Source organism: Paracoccus salipaludis (assembly GCF_002287065.1).
In the GTDB taxonomy this organism is placed as follows: Bacteria; Pseudomonadota; Alphaproteobacteria; order Rhodobacterales; family Rhodobacteraceae; genus Paracoccus; species Paracoccus salipaludis.
In genome coordinates, this window is sequence record NZ_NSJZ01000002.1 from 40,789 (window position 1) to 64,822 (window position 24,034).

At 70.3% G+C, this 24,034-nt stretch carries 24 protein-coding genes; 15 read left to right on the forward strand and 9 right to left on the reverse strand.

Annotation, left to right across the window (positions count from 1 at the left end; all coding sequences use genetic code 11):
- Positions 1–33: 33 nt before the first annotated feature.
- Genes CK240_RS02840 through queA form a run of 3 tightly spaced genes read right to left on the reverse strand, consistent with a single transcriptional unit; the run spans position 34 to position 2,926 of the window.
- Positions 34–621, reverse strand: a complete 588-nt coding sequence (locus CK240_RS02840) for a DUF924 family protein (protein ID WP_095638833.1) — start codon at positions 619–621, stop codon at positions 34–36.
- Entirely contained in the window at positions 618–1,871 is a 1,254-nt protein-coding gene (locus tag CK240_RS02845) for an MFS transporter (protein WP_095638834.1), read from the reverse strand. The genes CK240_RS02840 and CK240_RS02845 overlap by 4 nt, the downstream gene beginning before the upstream one ends.
- The gene (queA, locus tag CK240_RS02850; RefSeq protein ID WP_095638835.1) at positions 1,868–2,926 is read right to left on the reverse strand and encodes a tRNA preQ1(34) S-adenosylmethionine ribosyltransferase-isomerase QueA; all 1,059 of its coding nucleotides are present in this window, start codon (positions 2,924–2,926) and stop codon (positions 1,868–1,870) included. The genes CK240_RS02845 and queA overlap by 4 nt, the downstream gene beginning before the upstream one ends.
- A gap of 128 nt (positions 2,927–3,054) precedes the next feature.
- Between queA and hisC the strand changes: the two genes are divergently transcribed.
- Together hisC and CK240_RS02860 are read left to right on the forward strand one after the other, a co-directional pair.
- A complete protein-coding gene (gene hisC / locus CK240_RS02855; RefSeq protein ID WP_095638836.1) occupies positions 3,055–4,152 on the forward strand; it encodes a histidinol-phosphate transaminase in 1,098 nt (365 codons plus the stop codon).
- A complete protein-coding gene (locus CK240_RS02860) occupies positions 4,149–5,081 on the forward strand; it encodes a prephenate/arogenate dehydrogenase family protein (protein WP_095638837.1) in 933 nt (310 codons plus the stop codon). Before hisC ends, CK240_RS02860 begins: the two co-directional genes overlap by 4 nt.
- Here the strand turns inward: CK240_RS02860 and CK240_RS02865 are convergent.
- Positions 5,078–6,088: a DUF2125 domain-containing protein gene (locus CK240_RS02865; RefSeq protein WP_095638838.1), complete on the reverse strand. Its 1,011-nt coding sequence runs from the start codon at positions 6,086–6,088 to the stop codon at positions 5,078–5,080. The genes CK240_RS02860 and CK240_RS02865 overlap by 4 nt on opposite strands.
- Before the next feature lie 61 nt (positions 6,089–6,149).
- Between CK240_RS02865 and CK240_RS02870 the strand changes: the two genes are divergently transcribed.
- A complete protein-coding gene (locus CK240_RS02870) occupies positions 6,150–6,695 on the forward strand; it encodes a gamma-glutamylcyclotransferase (RefSeq protein WP_095638839.1) in 546 nt (181 codons plus the stop codon).
- Here CK240_RS02870 and CK240_RS02875 read toward each other — a convergent pair.
- Positions 6,692–7,633: a glycosyltransferase family 8 protein gene (locus tag CK240_RS02875; protein ID WP_095638840.1), complete on the reverse strand. Its 942-nt coding sequence runs from the start codon at positions 7,631–7,633 to the stop codon at positions 6,692–6,694. The genes CK240_RS02870 and CK240_RS02875 overlap by 4 nt on opposite strands.
- Positions 7,634–7,722: 89 nt before the next feature.
- Between CK240_RS02875 and rnr the strand changes: the two genes are divergently transcribed.
- Positions 7,723–9,981, forward strand: coding sequence for a ribonuclease R (gene rnr / locus CK240_RS02880; protein WP_095639223.1), 2,259 nt, complete (start codon positions 7,723–7,725; stop codon positions 9,979–9,981).
- Between the two features lie 228 nt (positions 9,982–10,209).
- Here the strand turns inward: rnr and CK240_RS02885 are convergent, their stop codons facing one another.
- Positions 10,210–11,805 (reverse strand): phosphoenolpyruvate carboxykinase, encoded by a 1,596-nt coding sequence (locus tag CK240_RS02885; RefSeq protein ID WP_095639224.1) that lies wholly within the window; start codon positions 11,803–11,805, stop codon positions 10,210–10,212.
- Positions 11,806–12,073: 268 nt separating this feature from the next.
- Here CK240_RS02885 and CK240_RS02890 point away from each other — a divergent pair, with 268 nt between their 5' ends.
- The 6 genes from CK240_RS02890 to CK240_RS02915 all read left to right on the forward strand — a co-directional run bounded on the left by CK240_RS02890 (position 12,074) and on the right by CK240_RS02915 (position 15,323).
- Positions 12,074–12,487: an HPr kinase/phosphorylase gene (locus CK240_RS02890; RefSeq protein WP_095638841.1), complete on the forward strand. Its 414-nt coding sequence runs from the start codon at positions 12,074–12,076 to the stop codon at positions 12,485–12,487.
- Between the two features lie 51 nt (positions 12,488–12,538).
- A complete protein-coding gene (rapZ, locus tag CK240_RS02895) occupies positions 12,539–13,519 on the forward strand; it encodes an RNase adapter RapZ (RefSeq protein WP_095638842.1) in 981 nt (326 codons plus the stop codon).
- Positions 13,516–13,926: a PTS sugar transporter subunit IIA gene (locus CK240_RS02900; protein ID WP_095638843.1), complete on the forward strand. Its 411-nt coding sequence runs from the start codon at positions 13,516–13,518 to the stop codon at positions 13,924–13,926. Before rapZ ends, CK240_RS02900 begins: the two co-directional genes overlap by 4 nt.
- A complete protein-coding gene (locus CK240_RS02905) occupies positions 13,923–14,198 on the forward strand; it encodes an HPr family phosphocarrier protein (RefSeq protein WP_420818599.1) in 276 nt (91 codons plus the stop codon). Before CK240_RS02900 ends, CK240_RS02905 begins: the two co-directional genes overlap by 4 nt.
- Before the next feature lie 10 nt (positions 14,199–14,208).
- Positions 14,209–14,817, forward strand: a complete 609-nt coding sequence (locus CK240_RS02910; RefSeq protein ID WP_095638844.1) for a TetR/AcrR family transcriptional regulator — start codon at positions 14,209–14,211, stop codon at positions 14,815–14,817.
- Between the two features lie 92 nt (positions 14,818–14,909).
- Positions 14,910–15,323 carry a DUF2852 domain-containing protein gene (locus CK240_RS02915; RefSeq protein WP_095638845.1) on the forward strand — a complete coding sequence of 138 codons (414 nt, stop codon included), beginning with the start codon at positions 14,910–14,912 and terminating at the stop codon, positions 15,321–15,323.
- 33 nt (positions 15,324–15,356) lie between these two features.
- On the opposite strand, the gene CK240_RS02920 is transcribed toward CK240_RS02915, so the two are convergent.
- Positions 15,357–16,721: a glutamate--cysteine ligase gene (locus CK240_RS02920; protein ID WP_095638846.1), complete on the reverse strand. Its 1,365-nt coding sequence runs from the start codon at positions 16,719–16,721 to the stop codon at positions 15,357–15,359.
- A gap of 150 nt (positions 16,722–16,871) precedes the next feature.
- On the opposite strand from CK240_RS02920, the gene CK240_RS02925 reads away from it, so the two are divergent.
- The 5 genes from CK240_RS02925 to pgi are packed head-to-tail and all read left to right on the forward strand — an operon-like array spanning position 16,872 to position 22,455.
- A complete protein-coding gene (locus tag CK240_RS02925; RefSeq protein ID WP_095638847.1) occupies positions 16,872–18,092 on the forward strand; it encodes an RSP_2647 family RNA methyltransferase in 1,221 nt (406 codons plus the stop codon).
- On the forward strand, positions 18,089–18,634 hold the full coding sequence (locus CK240_RS02930) for an RSP_2648 family PIN domain-containing protein (protein ID WP_095638848.1): 546 nt from the start codon (positions 18,089–18,091) through the stop codon (positions 18,632–18,634). The genes CK240_RS02925 and CK240_RS02930 overlap by 4 nt, the downstream gene beginning before the upstream one ends.
- A 57-nt stretch (positions 18,635–18,691) precedes the next feature.
- Positions 18,692–20,143 carry a glucose-6-phosphate dehydrogenase gene (gene zwf / locus CK240_RS02935; protein WP_095638849.1) on the forward strand — a complete coding sequence of 484 codons (1,452 nt, stop codon included), beginning with the start codon at positions 18,692–18,694 and terminating at the stop codon, positions 20,141–20,143.
- An 18-nt stretch (positions 20,144–20,161) separates the two neighbouring features.
- Complete coding sequence (gene pgl, locus CK240_RS02940; RefSeq protein ID WP_095638850.1) at positions 20,162–20,824, forward strand: 6-phosphogluconolactonase; 663 nt, start codon at positions 20,162–20,164, stop codon at positions 20,822–20,824.
- Between the two features lie 20 nt (positions 20,825–20,844).
- The gene (pgi, locus tag CK240_RS02945; protein ID WP_095638851.1) at positions 20,845–22,455 is read left to right on the forward strand and encodes a glucose-6-phosphate isomerase; all 1,611 of its coding nucleotides are present in this window, start codon (positions 20,845–20,847) and stop codon (positions 22,453–22,455) included.
- Positions 22,456–22,751: 296 nt separating this feature from the next.
- On the opposite strand, the gene CK240_RS02950 is transcribed toward pgi, so the two are convergent.
- Both CK240_RS02950 and CK240_RS02955 read right to left on the reverse strand, forming a co-directional pair.
- Positions 22,752–23,723: an alpha/beta hydrolase gene (locus CK240_RS02950; protein ID WP_095638852.1), complete on the reverse strand. Its 972-nt coding sequence runs from the start codon at positions 23,721–23,723 to the stop codon at positions 22,752–22,754.
- 6 nt (positions 23,724–23,729) lie between these two features.
- Entirely contained in the window at positions 23,730–24,014 is a 285-nt protein-coding gene (locus tag CK240_RS02955) for an SCP2 sterol-binding domain-containing protein (RefSeq protein ID WP_095638853.1), read from the reverse strand.
- Positions 24,015–24,034 lie beyond the last annotated feature (20 nt).

Sequence of the window (24,034 nt, forward strand, 5' to 3'; positions counted from 1 at the left end):
CTTGCATTCGGACGTTCCGTCACATTTGCAGGCTCAGGGCAGATCGGCAAGCGACAGCTTGCCCGAAACGAGCGCGCCATAGCCGCCCGCCTCCATCACCATCCGCTCGGCTTCGGTGGGGGTGCGGCCCAGGGCCTCGTTGCGCCAGGGAAAGCGGCCGAACTTCGCGATGGTGTCGCGGTGGATCCGCGCGTGCAGAAGGCTCTCGCCCGGCATCCGCTCGGCGAACAGCGCGACGCTCCGGTCCTGGTCGGGCAGCTCCTCGCTGTGTTCGAAGGGCAGGTAGAAGAACTGCCGCCCGGGTTCGGGGGTGGCAAGGTCGTGGCCCGCGTCCAGCGCGGCGCGGGCGATGCGAAGCGCCAGGGGGTCGGTCGAAAAGGCGCGCGCGTCGTTTCGGAACATGTTGCGCGGGAACTGGTCGGTCAGGATCAGGGCCGCGAGCGATCCTTCCGCCGTGCCCGCCCATGCCTCGGCCAGCCGGGGCGCGTCGATCCAGGCGGCGGTGAAGCGGTCGCGGATGTCCCGGTCCAGATCGCCGCTCTGGCTGTACCAGCCCTTGGGGCCGACCTCGTCGATCCAGAAGCGGATGATCTCGGCAGGGGTGGGATCGGTCATGGTCATAAGGTGCGCTCCTGCGGGGAAGGGTGGCCGTCGCCGGCTTCGGCCAGGGCGGTCTCGACCGCGACGGGCGTCGCCGAGGGCGACAGGACGGCATAGCTCTGGTCCATGGGGGGCGTGGCGCGCCGGGTCATGCGCCAGCCGCCGTAAAGGCCGAGGGCCGCCAGCAGCACGGCCATGTAGATCCAGAAGCCCTCGGGGCCGATCACGGCCATCAGCCAGCCGGTCAGGATCGGCCCGAACACCGACCCCGCCCCGTTGATCAGCAGCAGCCCCGCCGAAGCGGCTGCCATGTCCGAGGTGTCCAGGAAGTCGTTGGTATAGGCGATCAGCAACGCATAAACGGGGTTCGCCACGCCACCGACCAGGGCCGCGGCCAGCAGATAGCCCCAGATCCCGGCCGGAATGGCCGCGGCCACCACCGTCACCAGCGCGCCGAAGACCGCCAGCGCCGTGATCAGCAGGCGCCGGTCCAGCCGGTCCGACAGCCAGCCCACGGGATACTGCGCCATGAGCCCGCCGATCCACAGCGCGGCGACAAAGGCCGAGATCTCGCGCACGCTCATCCCGATCGAGGCCGCCCAGACCGAGCCCATCCCCATCACCGCCGAAAAGACGCCCCCGATCAGGAAGATGCCGATGCAGCCCAGCGGCGAGGTCCGGTAAAGCCGCGCCATGCTCATGGGCGCGATGGTCTCGAAGCGGGGCGCGGGAACCTGGGCCAGCAGGATCGGCGTGAAGGCCACCGACACCAGGACCGAGGGGATGACGAAAAGCATCCAGCCGCCGGGATCGCCCACGTTCATCAGGACCTGCCCCGTGACGAGGCCCAGCATCTGCACGATGAAATAGGCCGACATGGCGCGGCCGCGCGTCTCGTTGCCGGCGCTGGCGTTCACCCAGCTTTCGGCGGTGATATAGACGCCGCAGAAGCTGAAACCGATCAACAGGCGCATCAGCGTCCAGGCGATCCAGTTGGGCGCGGCGGCGTAGACGATCAGCACCGCCGAGATCAGCGAGCCCAGCGCGGCAAAGACGCGCACATGTCCCACGCGCTGGATCATCCCCGGCACGATCAGGCTGCCCAGCACGAAGCCGCCGAAATAGGCGGCCATGACCACGGACATCTGGGTGGTCGAGATGCCCTCGATTTCCCCGCGGATGCCCAGCAGCGTGCCTTGCATCCCGTTGCCGACCATCAGCAGAAGGACGCCCAGCAGCAGCGGCCAGGTGGTGCGCAGGACGGCGATCATGATTCCCGGGGCAGCAGCAGCGACGCGTCGCCGTAGCTGAAGAACCTGTAGTTCTCGTGAACGGCATGGGCATAGATCGCGCGGATGCGTTCGGTTCCCATCAGCGCCGAGACAAGCATCATCAGCGTGGATTTGGGCAGGTGGAAGTTCGTCATCAGACCGTCCGTGACGCGGAAGCGATAGCCGGGTCGGATGAAGATGTCCGTCTGCGCATCGAAGGGATGGACGAGGCCGTCCTCGGACGCCGCCGATTCGATCAGGCGCAGGGCGGTGGTGCCGACCGGGATCACGCGGCGGCCTTCGGCGCGGGCCGCGTTGATCGCGGCGGCGGCTTCCGCCGTGACGATGCCGCGCTCGGCGTGCATCCGGTGCCGGCTCACGTCGTCGGTCTTGACCGGCAGGAAGGTGCCCGCGCCCACGTGCAGCGTGACATGGACGCGGCGCACCCCCATCGCGTCCAAGGCGTCCAGCAGGGGTTCGTCGAAATGCAGGCTCGCCGTAGGTGCGGCGACGGCGCCGGGGCGTTCGGCCCAGACGGTCTGGTAGTCGGTGCGGTCCTGTTCGTCCGGTGCGCGCAGCGCGGCGATATAGGGGGGCAGGGGCATCGCGCCCACCTGCGCCAGCGCCGCGTCGAAGGCCTCGCCCTCGGCGTCGAAGGAAAGGGTCAGGCCCGCCTCGGTGATCGCCTCGACACGGGCCGACAGCGCCTCGCCGAAGCGGATGACCTCGCCCTGCCGCAGCTTGCGCAGGGGCTTGGCCAGCGCCTGCCAATGCCCGCCGGGGGCCGGTTCCAGCAGCGTGACCTCGATCCGGGCGGTGGCCGGGCCTTGCGCGGAATCGCGGGTGCGGGTGCCGGTCAGGCGCGCGGGGATCACGCGGGTGTCGTTCAGGACCAGCAGGTCGCCGGAACGCAGGAACGAGGGCAGGTCGCTGACCCGCGCATCGGTGATGGCGTCACCGCGCGCGACCAGCAGCCGCGCGGAACTGCGCGGCCGGGCGGGACGGGTGGCGATCAGCCGCTCGGGCAGCTCGAAGTCGAAGTCGGAAAGACGCATGCGGCCTTGTCGGCCCGGGCGCGGGCGGGGTCAACAGGCCCCGCGCCCTCCTCAGCCACCTGTGAGGCCCCTTCCCATCGCGCCCCCGCTTGCCTAAGACGCCCCCATCCGCAGCCGAGAGCCCTTCCATGACCCAGACGCCGTCCCTTCAGGTCACGCCCCAGCCCGGCATCATGGACATCGCGCTGTACGAGGCCGGCAGCGCCACCCTGTCGGGCCGCAGCGACGTGCTGAAGCTCAGTTCCAACGAGAACCCCTTCGGGCCGCCGGCGGCTGCGCGCGAGGCGGTGGCCCATGCGGCGCAGGCGATGCACCGCTATCCCTCGACCGACCACGCCCGGCTGCGGGCGGCGATCGGCGAGGTTCACGGGCTCGACCCCGACCGCATCATCTGCGGCGTGGGCTCGGACGAGATCATCCATTTCCTCTGCCAGTCCTATGCTGGCCCGGGGACCGAGGTGCTGTTCACGGAACACGGCTTTCTGATGTACCGCATCAGCGCGATGGCGGCAGGCGCCACCCCGGTCGAGGCGCCGGAACGCGAGCGGACCACCGACATCGACGCGCTGATCGCGGCGGCCACGCCCGAAACGCGGCTGATCTTCGTCGCCAACCCCAACAACCCGACCGGCACGATGATCGAGACGGCCGAGCTTGAGCGGCTGGCCCTTGCCGTGCCGCAGGCGATCCTGGTGATCGACGCGGCCTATGCGGAATACGTCAGCCCCGATTTCGACGGCGGGGCGGAACTGGCGACGCGGCTGCCCAACGTCGTGATGACGCGGACCTTCTCGAAGATCTACGGCCTCGGGGGGCTGCGGGTCGGCTGGGGCTATGGCGCGCGCGAGGTCATCGACGTGCTGAACCGCATCCGCGGGCCTTTCAACCTGTCCAACGTCGCGCTGGAGGGGGCCGAGGCCGCCGTCCGCGACCGCAGCCACGTGGATCATGCGCGGGCCGAGAACGCCCGGATGCGTGACTGGCTTGCGGCCGCGCTGGCCCGCCACGGGGTGCCTTCCGATCCGTCGCACGCGAACTTCATCCTTGCGCGCTTCGCGGACGAGGCCACCGCCGCCGCCTGCGACGCCGCCCTGCGCGAGGACGGGATCATCGTCCGGCGCGTCGGCGGCTATGGCCTGCCGCAGTGCCTGCGGATCACAATCGGGGACGAGGCCGCCTGCCGCCGCGTGGCGCAGGTCGTCGGCCAGTTCATGGCCACCCGATGAGCGAGGGGCCGATCTTCCAGCGCGTCGCCCTGATCGGCCTCGGCCTGATCGCGGGCTCCATGTCGCTTGCCATGCGCGAGGGGGGGCTTGCCGCCCGCGTCGTGGGCTATGCCCGTTCGGCCGAAACGCGCGACACGGCGCGAGAGATCGGGCTGGTGGACGAGGTGGTGGACAGCGCCGCCGAGGCCGTCGCGGGCGCGGACCTCGTGGTCCTGGCGGTCCCCGTGGGCGCGATGGGCGCGGTCGCGGCCGAGATCGCCCCGCATCTCGCGCCGGGCGCCATCCTGACCGACGTGGGCTCGGTCAAGCAGTCGGTGATCGACGCGGTCGGCCCCCATGTGCCCGAGGGCGTGCATTTCATCCCCGGCCATCCGCTGGCCGGGACGGAACATTCCGGCCCCCGGTCGGGCTTTGCCACGCTGTTCCGCAACCGCTGGTGGCTGCTGACGCCCCTGCCGGACAGCGACCCTGAGGCGGTGGAGAAGCTTTCCGCGCTGGTGCGCGCCATGGGCGCCAACGTGGACAGGATGGAGGCGCCGCACCACGACCTCGTGCTGGCCGTCACCAGCCATGTGCCGCACCTGATCGCCTACACCATGGTCGGCGTCGCGGATCACCTGCGTCGCGTCACGGAATCCGAGGTCGTCCGCTATTCCGCCGCGGGTTTCCGCGACTTCACCCGGATCGCGGCCTCCGACCCGACCATGTGGCGCGACGTGTTCCTGCACAACAAGGACGCCACGCTCGACATCCTCGGCCGCTTCGCCGAGGAGCTGTTCGTCCTGCAGCGCGCCATCCGCATGGGCGACGGCGAGCATCTGCACAAGTATTTCACCGGCACCCGCGCCATCCGCCGCGGCATCATCGAGGCCGGCCAGGACACCGCCGCGCCCGACTTCGGCCGGGCGGCGGCCAAGGCCGTCCGCTAGGCGGGGAACGGCGGCGCCTCGCCCAGGGACAGGGGGCCGAGAAAGGTCTTGCCGTCCCGGAAGATCAGCGGCACCCGCAGCTCGCCCTCTGCGGGCTCGGCCGGTGCGGGAACGCCCGCGGGCAGGTCCACGGGGGTTTCCGCGGCCTGCTGCAGCACGGTGTCGGCCAGCGCCACGGTGACGGCGGGAATGGCGTCCAGGTCGGCGGCCAGTTGCAGCCAGGCGCGCGCATCGGTGGTGTAAACGAAGGCCGCGCCCTCGGTCCGCCCGTCCGCGCCCGGCCGGACCGTGCCCGCCAGCCGCAGGGACTGGTCGCCCAGCGTCAGCGTCACGCCCTCGGACGAGATGCCGACCAGCCGCGGCTGCGGGGCATCCGCCGCCTGGCGGAAGGGCGCGGTCAGGAAGACCCGCGCGGCGCCCTCGACGGAAATGGCCCGGTCGCCAAGCGCGGGCGGGCGGGGCAGCAGCCCCAGGCCCGTCAGGTCGCGCAGGCTGCCGCCCAGGTCATAGGCCGCACGGGCGTCGCGGGGGGCAGCGGCCCCCATCGCCACCAGCTGCGCCTGCGCGTCCAGCGCCCCCAGCAGCGGATGGCCCTCGATCGCCACGGGGCCGCTGGCGGCCGCCACCCGGCTGATCGCCATGTCGCTGCCGGGAGAAACGCGCAGCGTCAGCACCGCGTCGGCCGCCGTCACCGCCAGCGGGCGGCCCATCACCGGAAGGGTCATGACGGGGGGCAGCGCCGCGTGGAACTGGGTGGGCGACGTGGGCGCGGCCCACAGTTCGACTTCGGGCAGCAGGGCATCGCCTCCGGGCGTGGCGATCTCGACCTCGGTAAGGCCCAGGCCGATCCGGTCGATCTCGCGCAGGGGGGTGACCTGGGAGGCTTCGACGCGCGGGTCCTCGGCGATCATGGCCTGGGCCTTGCGCGCAAGCCAGGTTTCGCCCCCCAGCCAGGCCGCCGCCACGGCGCCCCCGATCAGCAGCAAAAGGATCGCCAGCGTCTTCACGGTGCCTCTCTTGAAATCATGCAGGACCGGCCTAACCTGCGCCGGACGGAAAGGGCAAGCGATGGATGACGGCTTCTGGGTCTTCGGCTACGGCTCGTTGATGTGGGCTCCCGAATTTCCGGTGGCCGAGTCCGTCATCGCCCAGGCCGATGGCTGGCGGCGCAGCTTCTGCCTGCGGTCCATCCGCCATCGGGGAACCGAGGCTTGCCCCGGCCTCGTGCTGGGGCTGGAACCCCACCCCGGCCGCGACTGCACGGGCCTGGCCCTGCGGGTCGAGGATTCCCTGTGGCCCGGGGTGATCGCCGCCATCCGCGCCCGCGAACTCGTGACCGAGGCCTACCGCGAGGCGCTTGTTCCCCTGGCGCTGGCGGACGGCCGCCGGGTCGAGGCCGTGACCTACGTCATGCGCCCCGACCACTGGCAATATGCGGCGGGCCTGTCGCCGGACGAGCAGGCGGCGATCATCGCCCTGGCCTGCGGGGGCAGGGGGCCGAACGCCGATTACCTTTACAACACCGTTGCGCATCTGGCCCAGCTGGGCATCCCCGACGACGACCTTGCCGATCTTGCCGCCCGGGTGCGTGCGCTGCGGGACGCGGCCGCCTAGCGCGGGTCGAGCAGCCTGTATTCGTCGGGAAAGCGGCTCAGGTAATCCAGCATCGGCCCCGCCGCCCGCCATTGCCGCAGAAGCGCGCGGCCCAGTCGGCGGCGGTCCGGCCAGTGGCGGCGGCCCAGCCCCTCGTCGGCGCCGGGCAGGGCGGCATAGGCCGCCCTCCAGCGCAGCGGCACGATCCCCTCGGACCGCTTCAGCCAGGGCTTCTCTGGCCCGATGAAATGGACAAGGCAGGGGTCCGCCATCGCGGAAAGATGCGCCGAGGCCCAGGTGAACTGCCAGTTCCACAGCGGGCTCATCTCGGCCCAGTTGCCGCGCAGCACCCCGTTCAGCAGCGCCTGGTCGCGGCCCAGCCCTGCCAGGTGCGTCCGGGCGAAGGCCGCGCAGCGGGCGGCCATGTCCTGTTCCGCCCAGGCATCCGTATCCACCATCACCACGCCCGCGTTGAAGTAGGGCGCCGCGGGCCAGCCGAGCTTCCTGAAGTCCGGCACCCGCTTGCCCGGTTGCCGCCATTGCCGGTTGTCGCGCACGGCCGCCACGGCGCGGCCCCTCATGTCGGCCGCCATCAGCCGCCCCGGATCGCCGCGCTCGAACAGGATGTCGGCGTCCAGCACCAGGATGCGCCGCCAGCGTCCCTTCAGGGCGCCCGCGAGGAACACGTCCATGTAGGTCGCGACCGAACGCCGGCCATCCAGCGGCAGCGCGGCCTCCAACCCCGCATCGCGGGCCGCGACATGGCCCACGCCCGCGTCCGTCAGCGCGCCGGCCAGGTCCAGCGGATCGGGAGAGCCGATCAGCACGTCCCAGCCGCGGCCCGCCCGCGCAAGCTGGCCCGCCACCACCGAGGCATAGGGCAGGTAGCCCGCGTCGCAGGCCACGATCACGGCGCAGTCGGAAAGCTGCCGGAAGCCCGGCGAGATCACGGCATTCATGCTGCCCGATGTCCACGCGTTGAAACCGAAAGGCAAGCGCGCGCTTTCCCCTCTAACCCTGCCGCAAGCGGCGTGATAGCGTGAACACCATGGTCCAGATCCCTTCCCGACAGCAGATCCTCGAATGGATCGCAGACAATCCCGACGCCACCGCCAAGCGCGACATCGCCAAGGCCTTCGGCATCAAGGGCAGCGACCGCATCGAGCTGAAGCGCGTGCTGCGCGAGCTTGAGGACGAGGGCCTGCTGGAACGCCGCCGCCGCCATTACCGCGACCACGAGAAGCTGCCCCCCGTCAGCGTGGTGGAAATCCTGCCGCCCGACGCGGACGGGGACATCTTCGCCAGGCCGATGGAATGGCAGGGCACCGCCCCCATGCCGCGCATCTTCTTCGCCCCCCGCAAGGCCGACGCCGCCGTGGGCGCGGGCGAGCGCGTGCTGGTCCGCCTGACCGAGGTCGAGGGCGAGGACTACCAGTACCAGGCCCGGCTCATGCGGCGGATCGGCACCGCGCCCCACCGTGTCGTCGGCATCTTCCGCAAGGCGACCGAGGGCGGGCGCATCGTCCCCATCGACAAGGGCGTGGACCGCGAATGGCGCGTGGCCGCCGACGCCACCCAGGACGCGAAGGACGGCGAACTGGTCGAGGCCGAGCAGGTCGGCTCGCGCAACCGCATCGGCCTGCCGCAGGCGCGCATCGTGGAACGGCTGGGCGACCCCTCGGCCCCCCGCGCGGTCAGCCTGATCGCCATCCACCAGCACGGCATCCCCGACGACTTCCCCGACGCCGTGATGGCCGAGGCCGACGCCTCGACCCCCGCCACCATGAAGGGCCGCGAGGACCTGCGCGAACTGCCGCTCGTCACCATCGACCCGGTGGACGCCCGCGACCACGACGATGCCGTGGCGGCCATGCCCGACGACGACCCCCGGAACGAAGGCGGCATGATCCTGTGGGTCGCCATCGCGGACGTGGCCCACTACGTCCGCCCGCAGTCGGCGCTGGACAAGGAAGCGCGGCACCGGGGCAACTCGACCTATTTCCCCGACCGCGTGGTGCCGATGCTGCCGGACGTGCTGTCGGGCGACCTCTGTTCGCTGCACGAGGGCGTGGACCGCCCCGTGATCGCCGTCAGGATGCGGATCGACGCGCAGGGCAACAAGATCGGCCACGACTTCCACCGCGGCATGATGAACAGCATGGCCTCGCTGTCCTATGAACAGGCGCAGGCAGCGGCCGATGGCACGCCCGACGACCAGGCCGCGCCGCTGATGGACAACGTGATCCGGCCCCTGTTCGCGGCCTACGGGCTGCTCAAGGCCGCCCGCGCGCGCCGCCAGCCGCTGGACCTCGACCTGCCGGAACGCCGGATCGAGCTGACCCCCGACGGCCGGGTGAAATCCGTGGCCTTCCGCGAACGCTTCGACGCCCACCGGCTGATCGAGGAGTTCATGGTGCTGGCCAACGTCGCCGCCGCCGAGGAACTGACCCGCCTGCGCCGCCCGCTGCTGTTCCGCGTCCACGAGGAACCCAGCCCCGAAAAGCTGAACGCGCTGCGCGACGTGGCCGAGGCCTCGGGCTTTGCGCTGGCCAAGGGACAGGTGCTGCAGACGAGCCACCTGAACCGGCTGCTGGCCCAGGCGCAGGGGACGGACTTCGACGAGCTGATCAACGTCAGCACCCTGCGCTCGATGACGCAGGCTTACTACAACGCCGAAAACCTCGGCCACTTCGGGCTGGCGCTGAAGAACTACGCCCATTTCACCTCGCCCATCCGCCGCTATTCCGACCTGATCGTGCACCGCGCGCTGATCTCGGGGCACGGCTGGGGCAAGGACGGGCTGTCCGCGCAGGACATCGAGACGCTGGAGGACACCGCCCAGCACATCTCGGACACCGAGCGCCGCAGCATGGCGGCGGAACGCGACACGACCGACCGCTACCTGGCCGCCTATCTGGCCGACCGCGTGGGGTCCGAGTTCACCGGCCGCATCAGCGGCGTCCAGCGCTTCGGCGCCTTCGTCAAGCTGGACGAGACGGGGGCGGACGGGTTGCTGCCCATCCGCGAGATCGGGAACGAGTATTTCCACTTCGACCGCGACGCGCAGACGTTGGTCGGGTCCGACAGCGGCGTGGTGATCGGCATCGGCCAGCGCGTCACCGTGCGCCTGGCCGAGGCGATCCCGACCACCGGCGGGCTGACGCTGGAACTGGTGGAACTCGAAGGACGCAGCGTCGCCCGCGGTCCCCAGGGCCGCCGCGGGAAACCCCCGCGCCGCCGCGACGCGCAAAACGCCAAGGCCGGTGAAGCCCGCGCCCGCAAGCTGCGCCGCATCCGCAAGCGGTGAGCGCTGGGCGCTGGTGACGCCGGGGGGACCATTTCCCCGGCGTCGAAGCGCATGACGAGGCCTTCTCCCCGCGCTCCTGAAGCTTGGCCGGTCGTTTCGAACCCGGTCCGGCCCTGCTGTTTCTTCTTCGTCCAAATATCCCGGGGTCCGGGGCAGCGCCCCGGTCCGGCGGCGCAATGAAAAAGGCCGCCCCTCGCGGGACGGCCCCTTTCGATCCGGGTGTCGGGATCAGATCGCCGCGTCGCGGACGGCCTGATCGACCTTGGCTTCGTATTTCTTGAAGTTCTCGCGGAACATGCCCTTCAGCTTCTCGGCCTGCGCGTCGTAAGCCGCGCCGTCCGCCCAGGTCTGGCGCGGGTCCAGCAGCTTGTCCTCGACGCCCGGCACCGAGACCGGGACCTCGAAGCCGAAGTTGGGGTCGCGGCGGAACTCGACGTTGTTCAGCGAGCCGTCCAGCGCCGCCGTCAGAAGGGCGCGGGTGGCCTTGATCGGCATCCGGCGGCCGGTGCCGAAGGGGCCGCCGGTCCAGCCGGTGTTGACCAGCCAGCAGGTCGCGCCCGACGTCTCGATCCGCTTTTCCAGCAGCTTGCCGTATTCCTCGGGGCGGCGCGGCATGAAGGGCGCGCCGAAGCAGGTCGAGAAGGTCGGCTGCGGTTCCACCACGCCGTCCTCGGTGCCCGGGGTCTTCGAGGTGAAGCCCGACAGGAAGTGGTACATCGCCTGCTGCGGCGTCAGGCGCGAGATCGGCGGCATCACGCCGTAAGCGTCCGAGGTCAGCATGATGACGTTCTTCGGCTCGCCTGCCGTGCCGGTTTCCGAGGCGTTCGAGATCGCGTCCAGCGGATAGGCGCAGCGGGTGTTTTCCGTGATCGAGCTGTCGGCGAAGTCCAGTTCCAGCGTGTCGGGATCATAGACCATGTTCTCGACCACGGTGCCGAAGCGGTGGGTCGTGGCGTAGATCTCGGGCTCGGCCTCGGGCGACAGGTTGATCGTCTTGGCGTAGCAGCCGCCCTCGAAGTTGAAGACGCCCTTGTCCGACCAGCCGTGCTCGTCATCGCCGATCAGCGTGCGCGAGGGGTCCTGCGACAGCGTCGTCTTGCCGGTGCCCGACAGGCCGAAGAAGATCGCCACGTCGTCCGGGTTGCCGATGGCGTGGTTGGCCGAGCAGTGCATCGGCATCACGCCGCGTTCCGGCAGGATGTAGTTCAGCAGCGTGAACACGCCCTTCTTGTTCTCGCCCGCATAGCCGGTGTTGCCGATCAGGATCATCTTGCGCTCGAAGTTCAGCGCGATGACCGTTTCCGTCCGGCAGCCGTGCCGGGCCGGGTCCGCCTTGAAGGACGGGCAGTTGATGATCGTCCAGTCCGGGGTGAAGCCCGCCAGTTCCGACGCCTTGGGGCGGCGCAGCAGGTGGCGGATGAACAGGTTGTGCCAGGCCAGTTCGCTGACCACGCGCACGTCCAGGCGCTGTTCGGGGTCGGCGCCGCCGAACAGGTCCTGCACGAAGTATTCCTTGCCCTTCATGTGGGCCAGCATGTCCTCGTACAGACGGTCGAAGGCCTCGGGCTCCATGGGCGCGTTGTTGTCCCACCAGATCGAATCCTCGACGCCCGCGGTGCGCACGACGAACTTGTCCTTGGGCGACCGGCCGGTCTTGGCGCCGGTGGACACCAGGAAGGCGCCGCCCAGGCCCAGCTTGCCTTCGCCCCGGCGGATCGCCGCCTCGATCAGGGCGGGTTCCAGCAGGTTGTAGTGAATGCTGCCCAGACCCTCGATCCCCTGGTCCTCAAGCTTGCAGTTCGGGTTGACGCGGGGCTGTGCCATGCCGGTGGTTCCTTGAGTCGAGTTCGCGGCGACCGGCGCGCCTGGGACATGGTCACCCAGACCCTGACGACCCTGGTCTTCGAGCTTGCGATTCAGGTTGACGACGGTCTGTGCCATGCAGGGAACTCCTTGGATCGGGCGCGCTGTGCTTCCGGCCCCTATAACATGGCGGAATGATGAAGATAGACCAACAGCGGCGGCAGTTAGCGCAACCAGCAGTGGTTAGCGTTATCATTGCCGCAATGGTTAACTGCGGGGTGGATGCCCCGTGACCACGATCCATGCCGGCGCGGTCGGAATCGGGGATCGGGGACTTCTGATCCTCGGTCCGTCGGGGGCGGGCAAGTCGGCGCTGGCGCTGGCGCTGATGGGACTGGGCGCGCGGCTCGTGGCGGACGACCGGGTGATCCTGCGGGTCGAAGACGGCCGTCTGCTGGCCGATTGCCCGCCGGCGATCCGGGGGCGCATCGAGGCGCGCGGCATCGGCATCCTGCGCGCGGATGCTGCCGGCCCTGTCCCGCTGGCGCAGGTCGTGGACCTGGGGCGGGCGGAAACCGCGCGACTGCCGCCTTTCCGCACCACCTCCGTCCTGGGGGTGGACCTGCCCCTTGTGTTGGGGCCGATGGGACCGCATCTTCCATCGGCACTGATGCAGCTGATGCGCGGCGGACGGTGCGACTGAAGGCCGGGGCAGCCCCGGCGGAAGGGATGGGCCTTGGACAGCGATCCGGCAATGGCAGTCGAGCACGGCCTTGAGCCGCAGGCCCAGCGGCTTGTGCTGATCACCGGCCCGTCTGGCGCAGGGCGGTCCACCGCGATTCACGCGCTTGAGGACATGGGTTTCGAGGCCATCGACAACCTGCCCCTGTCGCTGATTCCGCGCCTTCTGGACGGCCAGCCGCGCCCCGTTCCGCTGGCCCTGGGGCTGGACGTGCGCAACCGGGATTTCTCGGCCGGCAACCTGATCGAGCTGATCGACGCACTGACCCGCAACCCCGGTTTCGCGCCCGAGGTGCTGTATCTGGACTGCGCCACGGAAACGCTGCTGCGGCGCTATTCGGAAACCCGCCGCCGCCATCCGCTGGGCGCGGACAGCACGCCCTCCGACGCGATCACCGCCGAGCGCGACCTGCTGGCCCCGGTCCGGGCGCGCGCCGACCTGCTGATCGACACGACCGAGCTGACGCCCCACGACCTGCGGGCGGAAATCGCGCGGACCTTCGACCTGCGCGGCGGGCGGGGACTGGCGGTGTCGCTGCAGTCCTTCAGCTACAAGCGGGGGGTGCCGCGCGGGCTCGACATGATGTTCGACTGCCGCTTCCTGGCGAATCCCCATTGGGAACCGGCGCTGCGGCCCTTTGACGGGCGGGACGCGCCGGTTCAGGATTACGTGACGGCAGATCCCCGGTTCCGGGCCTTCTTCCAGCAGGTCCGTGACCTTATCTTGTTCCTGCTGCCCGCGCAGGTGGATGAGGGCAAGGCCCATCTGGCGATCGGCTTCGGCTGCACCGGAGGACAACATCGTTCCGTCACTTTGGTGGAGCTGATGGCCGACACGCTTGCGAAAGAGGGCTGGCAGGTGTCAAAACGACACCGGGAATTGGAACGTCGCGCCTCGGCGCTGCGACCGGCCGACCCGGCCCGCCCAGAACAGCCGGCGGTGTCCGGGGGATCGGCGGGCGGCGTGCCGTTGCGAATGGTGGAAGGCAGTTGATCGGAATCGTCATCGTCGCACATGGGGGGCTGGCGCGTGAGTATGTCGCCGCCGTCCAGCATGTGGTCGGACCGCAGACCGGCCTCCGGGCCGTCACCATCGAGGACAACCACGACCGCGCCGCCAAGCAGGACGAGATCTGCCAGGCCGCCAACGACGTGGACACCGGCGATGGCGTCGTGATCGTCACGGACCTGTTCGGCGGCTCGCCCTCGAACCTGTCGATGCCGGCCTGCCTGCCCGCGCGCCGCCGCATTCTTTACGGCGCCAATCTGCCCATGCTGGTCAAGCTGGCCAAGTCGCGTCACCTGGCGGTCGAGGACGCCGCCGCGCTGGCTGCCGAGGCCGGACGCAAGTACATCGACTGCTACACCCCCGAGCCTTCTCCGGTCCGGGCGGCGCTGTGACCGAGATCAGCCGCGAACTGCGGATCGTCAACGAAAAGGGACTGCACGCCCGCGCCTCGGCCCGCTTCGCCGAGACGGTGGAGCGTTTCGACGCCCGCGCCGTCGTGGAAAAGGACGGCGAGAAGGTGTCGGGCGATTCTATCATGGGCCTGCTGATGCTGGTCGCGCCGCGCGGCAGCACCATCCGCGTGACCACCAGCGGCCCCGAGGCCGAGCCGCTGATGCAGGCGCTGGCCGAACTGGTGGACAACTACTTCGGCGAAGGCCGCTGAGGGCCGCCCCTTGGCCCGCGACAGCTATCACCACGGCAACCTGCGTCAGGCGCTCGTCGACGCCACCGTTTCGCTGATCGAGGACAAGGGCCCGATGGCCTTCACCCTGGCCGAGGCCGCGCGCCAGGCAGGCGTCAGCGCCGCCGCCCCTTATCGCCATTTCTCGGGCCGCGAGCAGTTGCTGGAAGAGGTCGCGCGGCAGGGCTTCCTGGACTTCGCCGCAAGGCTCGAAGCGGCCTTCGACGAGGGCCGTCCCTCGGCCCTGTCGGCTTTCCTGCGGATGGGGCAGGCCTATCTGGGCTTCGCGGCGGCAAAGCCGGGCTTCTACATGGCGATGTTCGAATCCGGCATCTCGATCGCGGGAAACGCCGATCTGGCCCTTGCCGCCCAGCAGGCCGAGGCGGCGCTGGTGCGCGGCGCCGAGGCGCTGTTCGCGCGCCTGCCGGCGGACCGCCGCCCGCCCGCGACCATGGTCGCCAACCACGTCTGGGCCATGTCGCACGGCGTGGTGGAACTGTTCGGCCGCGGCCGTCCCGGCGGCCGCAGCCCGATTCCTGCCGACCAGATGCTGGAAAGCGGCCTGCTGATCTATCTGCGCGGCCTCGGCGTCATCGAGTGAAAATCTTGTGGCGAGGGGATTGACGCAGGCCCGGTCCGTTCCAAGATTGTTAATGTGATTAACATTCACATCAAACCACGGAGCAACCGCCCATGATCCCGGCCTACGAACCCCGCAGCTATCCACCCGCCGAGGGCCCCCTCCAGTCCGCCCGCCAGCTTCTGCTGCACGCCCGCGACTGGCTGGACGCACGGGGCAGGATGGCCTGGCTTGCCGCCATGGTCCTCGGCCTCGTCCTTGCCTGGCCGGTGGGCCTCGCCATCCTCGGTTACATGATCTGGAGCAAACGCATGTTCGGAACCTGCACCCGCCGCGGCCGCAGCCGCCACGTCCCGGCCTATCGCGACGAAAGCACCGGCAACGCCGCCTTCGACGCCTACCGCGACGAGACGCTGAAGCGGCTGGAAGACGAGCACCGCGCCTTCCTCGACTTCCTGCAGAAGCTGCGCGACGCCCGCGACAAGGCCGAGTTCGACCAGTTCATGGACGAGCGCCGCCAGAACTGATGCAAAGGGGGCCGGGCTTCCCGGCCCCCCTTTTCAATAGGCGCAGTCGGCGTAGATGCGCGACAGGTCGCCCTGCCATTCGCCGTGGTATTTCGCCAGCAGGTCGTCGGCTTCGGTGGCGCCCCGTTCCACCCGGTCGCGCAGGACGGCGAGGAACTGCGCCTCGTCCGAGCCCCGGTCGTTCAGGTGCCCGCGCGCGGCAAGCCCCGCCTCGGCCAACACCAGCGCCTCGGCGGCGAGGTCGCGCAGCTTGAGCCCCTCGAACTCGCCTGCCAGACCATCGCGGGCGGCCGCGCGGCGCAGGCCCTCGCGCTGCTCGTGCGTCCAGCCGCGCGTCAGTTCCGTCGCCGCGTCCAGCGCCCCCTGGTCATAGGTCAGCCCGACCCACAGGGCGGGCAGGGCGTTCAGGTGGCTGAGGGGACCGCAGTCCGCACCGCGCATCTCGATGTATTTCTTGACCCGCGCTTCGGGGAAGACGGTGGTCATGTGGTCGGCCCAGTCCGACAGCGTGGGCACCTCGCCCGGCAGCGCGGGCAGCCGGCCCTTGAGGAAATCGCGGAAGCTCTGCCCCAGCGCGTCGATGTATTTCCCGTCGCGGTAGACGAAATACATCGGCACATCGAGGACATAGTCCACCCAGGCCTCGTAGCCGAAGCCCTCCTCGAAGACGAAGGGCAGCATCCCCGTGCGCGCCGCGTCGAGGTTCTGCCAGATATGCGCGCGCCAGGACTTCATCCCGTTCGGCTTGCCGTCGAGGAAGGGCGAGCTTGCGAACAGCGCCGTCGCCACCGGCTGCAGGGCCAGCGCCACCCGCAGCTTCTGCACCATGTCGGCCTCGGACGCATAGTCGAGGTTCACCTGCACGGTGCAGGTCCGGTACATCATCTGCGTGCCCAGCGTGCCGACCTTCTGCATGTAGGGCGTCATCAGCGCATAGCGCCCCTTGGGCATCATCGGCATCTGGTCCTGCGTCCAGACCGGCGCGGCGCCGAGGCCCATGAAGCCGATGCCCAGCCCTTCGGTCACGGCCGCGACCTCGGCCAGGTGCTGGCGCGTCTCGGCGTCGGTGTCGTGGATCGTCCCGACCGGCGCGCCTGACAGTTCAAGCTGCCCGCCGGGTTCAAGGCTGACGTTCGCGCCGTCCCGCGACAGGCCGATCAGATGGCCGTTCTCGCGCAGCTCGGACCAGCCGAAGCGGTCGCGCAGCCCTTCGAGGATCGCCAGGATCGAGCGCGGCCCCTCGTAGGGCAGGGGCTCGAGCGTGTCCCACAGGAAGCCGAACTTCTCGTGCTCGGTGCCGATGCGCCAGCTGTCGCGCGGCTTCTCGCCCGAGGCGATGTAGTCGGCAAGCTGCTCTTGCCGCTCGATCGGGCCGCCGCCCTGCTGGGGAATGGACATGGGGCCCTCACGAGGTCGTAATCGTTGGGACAGGTGGCGCGGCGGTGGAGGAGTGTCAAGCCAACCCTTCGGCGGGTCCCGCCCAAGCCTTGCCCGGCCCGCCCGCGCGTGTCACAGGCTGGGGCCAATCCCCAAGCCCCCGAGATCGCCATGACCGACCCGTCCGAAACCCTCGATGCCCACGTCCTGCCGGTGGTGCGCCTGCGGCCCAAGGCGAATGCGCGGGCGATCCGGCACGGCTTTCCCTGGGTTTATGCCGACGAGTTGGTAGTAGACCGCCGCACCAGGGGCTTGGCCCCCGGCGCAATGGCCGTGCTGCAGGACGCCGAGCGGGCGGACCTTGGCGTGGTCACGGTCAACGTGAACTCGAAGATCGTGGCGCGGGTCATGGACCAGGACGCGAATGCGACCATCGACCGCGCCTGGCTGGCCGGCCGCCTGCGCCGGGCGCTTGCGATGCGCGAGCGGCTGTTCGACGCGCCATTCTATCGCCTCGTTCACGCCGAGGCCGATGGCTTGCCGGGCGTCGTCATCGACCGCTTCGGCGACGCGGCGGTGATCCAGCCCAATGCCGCCTGGGCCGACCGGATGCTGCCCGACCTGGCCGGTGCGCTGGCCGAGGTCACGGGCGTGTCCACGGTCGTCATGAACGGCTCGGGCCGGGCGCGGGGGCTGGAAGGGCTGGACGAGCGCACCGAGGTCCTGACCGGCGGCGTCCCGGCCCCCATCGAGGTGCCGATGAACGGCGCGACCTATCTGGCCGACCTGACGGGCGGGCAGAAGACGGGGCTGTTCTATGATCAGCGGCCGAACCATGCCTTCGCCCAGCGGTTGTCGCGCGGCGCGCGGGTGCTGGACGTGTTTTCCCATGTCGGCGGCTTCGGGCTTGCCGCGCTGGCGGGTGGGGCGGAAAGCGCGACCTGCGTGGACGGCTCGGCCGCGGCGCTGTCGCTGGCGCAGGGCGGGGCGCGCGCGATGGGGCTCGAGGGGCGCCTGACCACCCGGCAGGGCGACGCCTTCGCGGCGATGGAGGCCATGGCGGCCGAGGGCCAGCGCTTCGATGTCGTGATCTGCGACCCGCCCGCCTTCGCCCCGGCGAAACAGGCGCTGGAGGCCGGCCTGCGCGCCTATGAGCGGATCGCCCGGCTGGCCGCGCCGCTGGTGGCGCCGGGGGGATACCTGTGCCTCTGCTCGTGCAGCCATGCCGCCGACCTGACGGCCTTCCGCAACGCCAGCGCACGCGGGATCGGGCGCGGGGGACGGCGGATGCAGCTGATCCACACGGGCTTCGCCGGGCCGGATCACCCCATGCTGCCGCAACTGGCCGAAAGCGGATACCTCAAGTCGCTGTTCTTCCGGCTGGACGGATGAAGGCGGTCCTTGACGCCTGCGTCCTTTACCCGACCGTGCTGCGGGAGATCCTGATCGGCGCGGCGGATGCGGGGCTTTACGAACCCGTCTGGTCCGCCCGCATCCTGGCCGAATGGCGCCACGCCGCGGCCCGCCTCGGTCCCGACGGGGCCGCCGTGGCAGGGGCCGAGATCGCCCTGCTGCGCGCCGCCCGTCCCGCGGCCGAGGCCCCCGACGACGGCACCCTGGCCGCGGGCTTCGACTGGCCCGACCCCGCCGACCGCCACGTGGCCGAGGCTGCGCTGGCCTCGGGCGCGGAGCTGATCGTCACCGCCAACCTGCGCGACTTTCCGCTGCGGGCGCTGGGCGTGCTGGGCCTGCGGGCGGTCCATCCCGACGCCTTCCTGCTGGACCTGTGGCGGCGCGCCCCCGAGCCGGTCGCCGCCAGCGTCCGCGCCGCCCATGGGAAAGCGCAGGCCCTGGGCGGCCCCATGCCCCTGCGCGACCTGATGGCGCGGGCGCGGCTGCCGCGGCTCGCCAAGGCCCTGGGCCGCGTCGGCTGACTTGCCGCCGGGCCGCGCAGCCTCTACCACCGTCCGGGCAAGCGATGGGGGAAGCGGATGGCCTCGCGTCTGATCCAGGTCGATGACTTCGACCTCGTCATCTTCGGCGCGACCGGAGATCTGGCGCGGCGCAAGATCCTGCCGGGCCTGTTCCGCCGCCATGCCGGGGGCCAGTTCCCCGAGGGCGCGCGCATCATCGCCGCCGCCCGCGCCGAGATGGACGACGCGGCTTTCCGCGCCGACATCCGCGCCGCCATCGCCGAGTTCGACCCCGACCGCGCCGAGGACCCCGAACTGCCCGGGTTCCTCGACCGCCTGTCCTATGTGCGCGTCGATGCCTGCGGCGAGGAGGGTTGGCCCGAACTGGCCGCGAGGATGCGCAAGGACGTCGTGCAGGCCTTCTATTTCTCGGTCGCGCCCAGCCTGTTCGGCGACCTGGCCGAGCGGCTCGCCCGGCACGGCATCGCCGGGCCCCAAGCGCGCATCGTCGTCGAAAAGCCCTTTGGCCGCGACCTCGCCTCGGCGCGCGAGTTGAACCAGGTGCTCGCCCGCCACTTCGACGAACGCCAGATCTATCGCATCGACCATTACCTCGGAAAGGAAACGGTCCAGAACCTGATGGCGGTGCGCTTTGCCAACATCCTGTTCGAGCCGCTGTGGAACGCCCATTACATCGACCACGTCCAGATCACCGTGGCGGAAACCGTGGGCGTCGCGGGGCGCGCGGCCTATTACGACCATGCGGGCGCCATGCGCGACATGGTGCAGAACCACCTGCTGCAGCTTGTCTGCCTAATCGCGATGGAGCCGCCGTGGCACTTCGGCCCGGACGCGGCACGCGACGAGAAGCTCAAGGTCATCCGCGCGCTGGAAACGGTCCCGCCCGCCGACATCGTGCGCGGGCAATACGCGGGCGAGGGCGACGAACCCGATTACCTGACCGACGTCGGCAACCCCGACAGCCGCACGGAAAGCTTTGTCGCGCTGAAGCTTCGCATCGCCAACTGGCGCTGGCAGGGGGTGCCCTTCTACCTGCGCACCGGCAAATGCCTGCGCGCGCGCACCAGCGAGATCGCGGTCGTCTTCCGCGAGCCGCCGCATTCGATCTTCGACACGGCCGACCAGCAGAAGCCCAACCAGCTTGTGATCCGGCTGCAGCCGAACGAGGGGATCAACCTCAAGGTCATGATCAAGGAGCCCGGCCCCGGGGGCATGCGCCTGGTGCAGGTGCCGCTGGACATGAGCTTCGCCGAGGCGCTGGGCCCCGAGGGCGCCGAGATGCCCGACGCCTACGAACGGCTGATCACCGACGTCATCCGCGGCAACCAGACCCTGTTCATGCGCGGCGACGAGGTCGAAGCCGCCTGGGCCTGGGCCGACCCCATCATCGCCGCCTGGGAACAGGGCTCGGCCCGGCCCGAGCCCTATCAGCCGGGCACCAGCGGCCCGGATGAGGCGTTGAGGCTGATCCACCGCGACGGCCGCCGCTGGCGCGACATCAAGACCTGAACCCTGAGGCGTGACCCGATGACCCTGACCGAGCATCCTGACCGCGAGGCCCTGACCCTTGCCGTGGCCCAGGCCATCACCGAGGCGCTGGGCATGGCGCTGAAGGTGCGCGAGCGTGCCGTGCTGTGCCTGCCGGGCGGCTCGACGCCCGTGCCCGTCTTCAAGGCGCTGGCGGCCGCCCGGCTGGAATGGGACCGGGTGATCGTCATCCCCAGCGACGAACGCTGGGTGCCGCCGGACCACTCGCGCTCGAACGCCAGGCTGATCCGGCGCAACCTGATCGAGGAAGGCGCGGGCGCCGAACTGATCGAGCTTTACGCCGAGGGGCTGGACCCGCAGGCGGGCGCGGCGCTGGCGTCCGAGCGCATCGCGCCGCTGCTGCCGCTGTCGGTCCTGCTGCTGGGCATGGGCGAGGACATGCACACCGCAAGCCTGATCCCCGGCGCCGAGGGGCTGGCCGCGGCGCTGGAATCCTCTGCGCCCCCGGTCCTGCCGATCCAGACCGCCGCCGAGCCGCGGGTCACGCTGACGGTGCCGGCGCTGTGCTCGGCGACCGAAGCCTTTCTGATGATCACCGGCCCCGAAAAGCGCGAGGCGCTGGAGCGCGCGGCCGCGCTCTCCGTCGAGGAGGCGCCGGTCCGCGCCGTCCTCAAGGGAATGATGGTTCATTACGCAGAGTGATTCGAGTGAAGGATTTTCCGATGACCGACATCTGGCAGCGGCTTGCCGCGCATCGCGCCGAAACCGACGACCGGCCCATTGCGGCCCTGTTCGACGCGGACCCAGATCGCGCCCGTCGCTGCACGGTGACGGCCGACGGCCTGTGGTTCGACTGGTCCAAGACCGCCATCGACGACACCGCGCTTGACCTGCTGCTGGCCCTTGCCGAAGGCGTCCCCGCCCGGCGCGAGGCGATGTTCACGGGCGAGAAGATCAACGAGACCGAGAACCGCGCCGTCCTGCACACCGCGCTGCGCGCGACCGAAGGCCCGATCCTGGTCGATGGCCGCGACGTCCTGCCCGAGGTCCATGCGACGCTGGACCGGATGCGCCGCTTTGCGGACCGGGTGCGGTCCGGCGAAATCGCGGGGCAGGGCGGGCGCTACACGGATGTCGTCAACATCGGCATCGGCGGCTCGGACCTTGGCCCCGTCATGGCCGCGCTGGCGCTGGCACCCTATCAGGACGGGCCGAGGCTGCATTTCATTTCCAACGTGGACGGGGCGGACGCCGCCGACACGCTGAAGGGGCTGGACCCCGAAACGACGCTGGTGATCGTGTCCTCCAAGACCTTCACCACCATCGAGACGATGACCAACGCCGAAACGGTCCGCCGCTGGATGGCGGAACGGGTGGATGATCCCGCGGGCCAGTTCGCGGCCGTGTCGAGCGCGCTGGACAGGACCGCCGCCTTCGGCATCGACCCCGAGCGTGTCTTCGGCTTCGCCGATTGGGTGGGCGGGCGCTATTCGGTCTGGGGTCCGATCGGCCTGTCGCTGATGCTGGGCATCGGGCCGGACCGCTTCGACGAATTCCTGGCGGGCGGACGGGCGATGGACGACCATTTCCGCGCGGCGCCCCCGGACCGCAACCTGCCGGTCATGCTGGCGCTGACCGGCGTCTGGCACCATCAGGTCTGCGGCTATCCGACCCGCGCGGTGCTGCCTTACGCCAACCGCCTCCTGCGGCTGCCCGCCTATCTGCAGCAGCTCGAGATGGAATCGAACGGCAAGGGCGTCACGATGGACGGGGCGGACCTGTCCCGCCCCTCGGGTCCCGTGGTCTGGGGAGAGCCGGGCACCAACGGCCAGCACGCCTTCTACCAGCTGATCCACCAGGGCACCCAGGTCGTTCCCTGCGAGTTCATCGTCGCCGCCCGCGGGCACGAGCCCGAGCTGGACCACCAGCAGAAGCTGCTGATCGCCAATTGCCTGGCGCAGAGCGGCGCGCTGCTGCGCGGCCGCTCGCTCGAGGAAGCGCGGGCGCTGATGGCGGGCAAGGGGTTGGACGCCGCCGAGGCCGAGCGGCAGGCCCGCCACCGCGTCTTCCCGGGCAACCGTCCCTCGACCACGCTGGTGACAAAGGCGCTGACGCCCTTCACCCTGGGCCAGATCGTCGCGCTGTATGAACACCGCGTCTTCGTCGAGGGCGTGATCCTTGGGATCAACAGCTTCGACCAGTGGGGGGTGGAACTGGGCAAGGAACTGGCGCTGAAGCTGGGCCCGCTGCTGGACGGCGGCGCGGCGGACGGGCAGGACGCCTCGACCCTTGGGCTGGTGGCGCATATCCGCGAGTTGCGCGGCGAAGGCTGAGCCGACAGGCGCGGGCGGCGGGTGTGTCCGGCCCTCGCGCTGCTCCTCATGACACGCGGCCGGTTCTCCGCGTGCGGGCCTTGCGTGGAGAGGCGAGGTCGCATGGGTATTTCGGATCAGGAAGAAGCTGCGGGGAACTTCCGGCCTGAACCCCGGCCCGACCTTGGCTTCTCTCTGACCCAAATACCCATTCGGCGGTGACGGAGGCACCACGGCAGGAGGTCACGCCCTTTGCCGAAGCTGTTCCCTGACGGCCGGCGCAGTGCGGGACCGCTTGCAGGAGAAGACCCTCGGGATCAGGCCCGGAACAGTTCAAGGGCGGCGGCCAGGAACTGTTCGGCCACCGGGGCGGATTCGAACATCAGCTCGTGCCGCGCGCCCGGAAGGTCGAGCAGTCGCGCCCCGGGCCAGACGGCGGCGCGATTCTGCACGGCCGCGCGCGATATGACCGCCTCGGCCCCGCCCAGGCCGATCAGCGCGGGCAGGTCGGGCGAGGGCAGGGCGGCGAGGCGGCGGCACTCGGCCCGGGCGGCGGCGATCCAGGCATAGGTCGCGCCCCCCAGCGTGAGGTGGGGCCAGCTTCCCGCCTGTGCCACCAGCCGCGCCCACTGCAGGGGGTCGCCCGTCAGGGCGTTGCCCCGGAAGGGCGCGTCCAGCAGGTAGGTGCCGCCCCCGCCCGTGCCGATGGCGGTCAGTTCCGCCCGGCCGAGCCGGTGCGCGGTTCCCGTCAGTCCGGTGATGACCGCATCGGGGACGCGGGGATGGTGCAGCCCCCACATCGGGGCCGAAAAGGCCGCCGTCCGCACGGGCAGCCCGTTCAGCAGCGCTCCCAGGCCGATGCAGCCGCCCATGGAATGGGCGAGCAGGTGCCAGGGGCGGGGCAGCGCCAGCGCATCGGCGGCCAGCACTATTTCCACCACGTCGGTCTGGTAATCCGCGAAATCCCGGATGTGGCCCGCGCGGGGATCGGGCAGCAGGCGGTCGGACATCCCCTGTCCGCGCCAGTCGATGGCCAGCACGGCCAGGCCTTCGGCCGCCAGCCGGGCGGCGACAGGGGCGTATTTCTCAAGATACTCGGTGCGGCCGGGGAACAGCAGCACCGTGCCGGTGGCCTCGCCTTCCGGCTGCCAGAGGCCCAGCCGCAGGCGCAGTCCGTCCTCGGTCCGAAGGAAGAAGGCCTGTCCCGGCGAGTGTGCCTCGCCGGGCAGTCGGTTCAGAGGCGCGGGCTGGAAACCCGCAAGCCGGATCGCCGGGGCCCCTGCGTCCATGGGGCGTCAGGACAGCGCGGCGCCCAGCTTCATCGCGGCCGGCAGCGAGCCGTCGATCTTCAGCTTGCCCGTCATGTAGGCCATGGTCGGATTGGTGTCGCCGTTCAGGATGCCCTCGAACGTGTCGCGGTTGGCGGTCAGCGTGACATCGGCCGGCTCGTCGCCCGCGCGCACGCCCTGTTCGTCGATCATGATGGCGCCTTCGCCTTCCACCACGAACTTGGCCGAACCGTCGAAGGACGAAATCCGGGCCCCCAGCGCCTTGACGGCCCCTTCAATGACTGCACTCATCAATCTCTCCCAATCTGGCG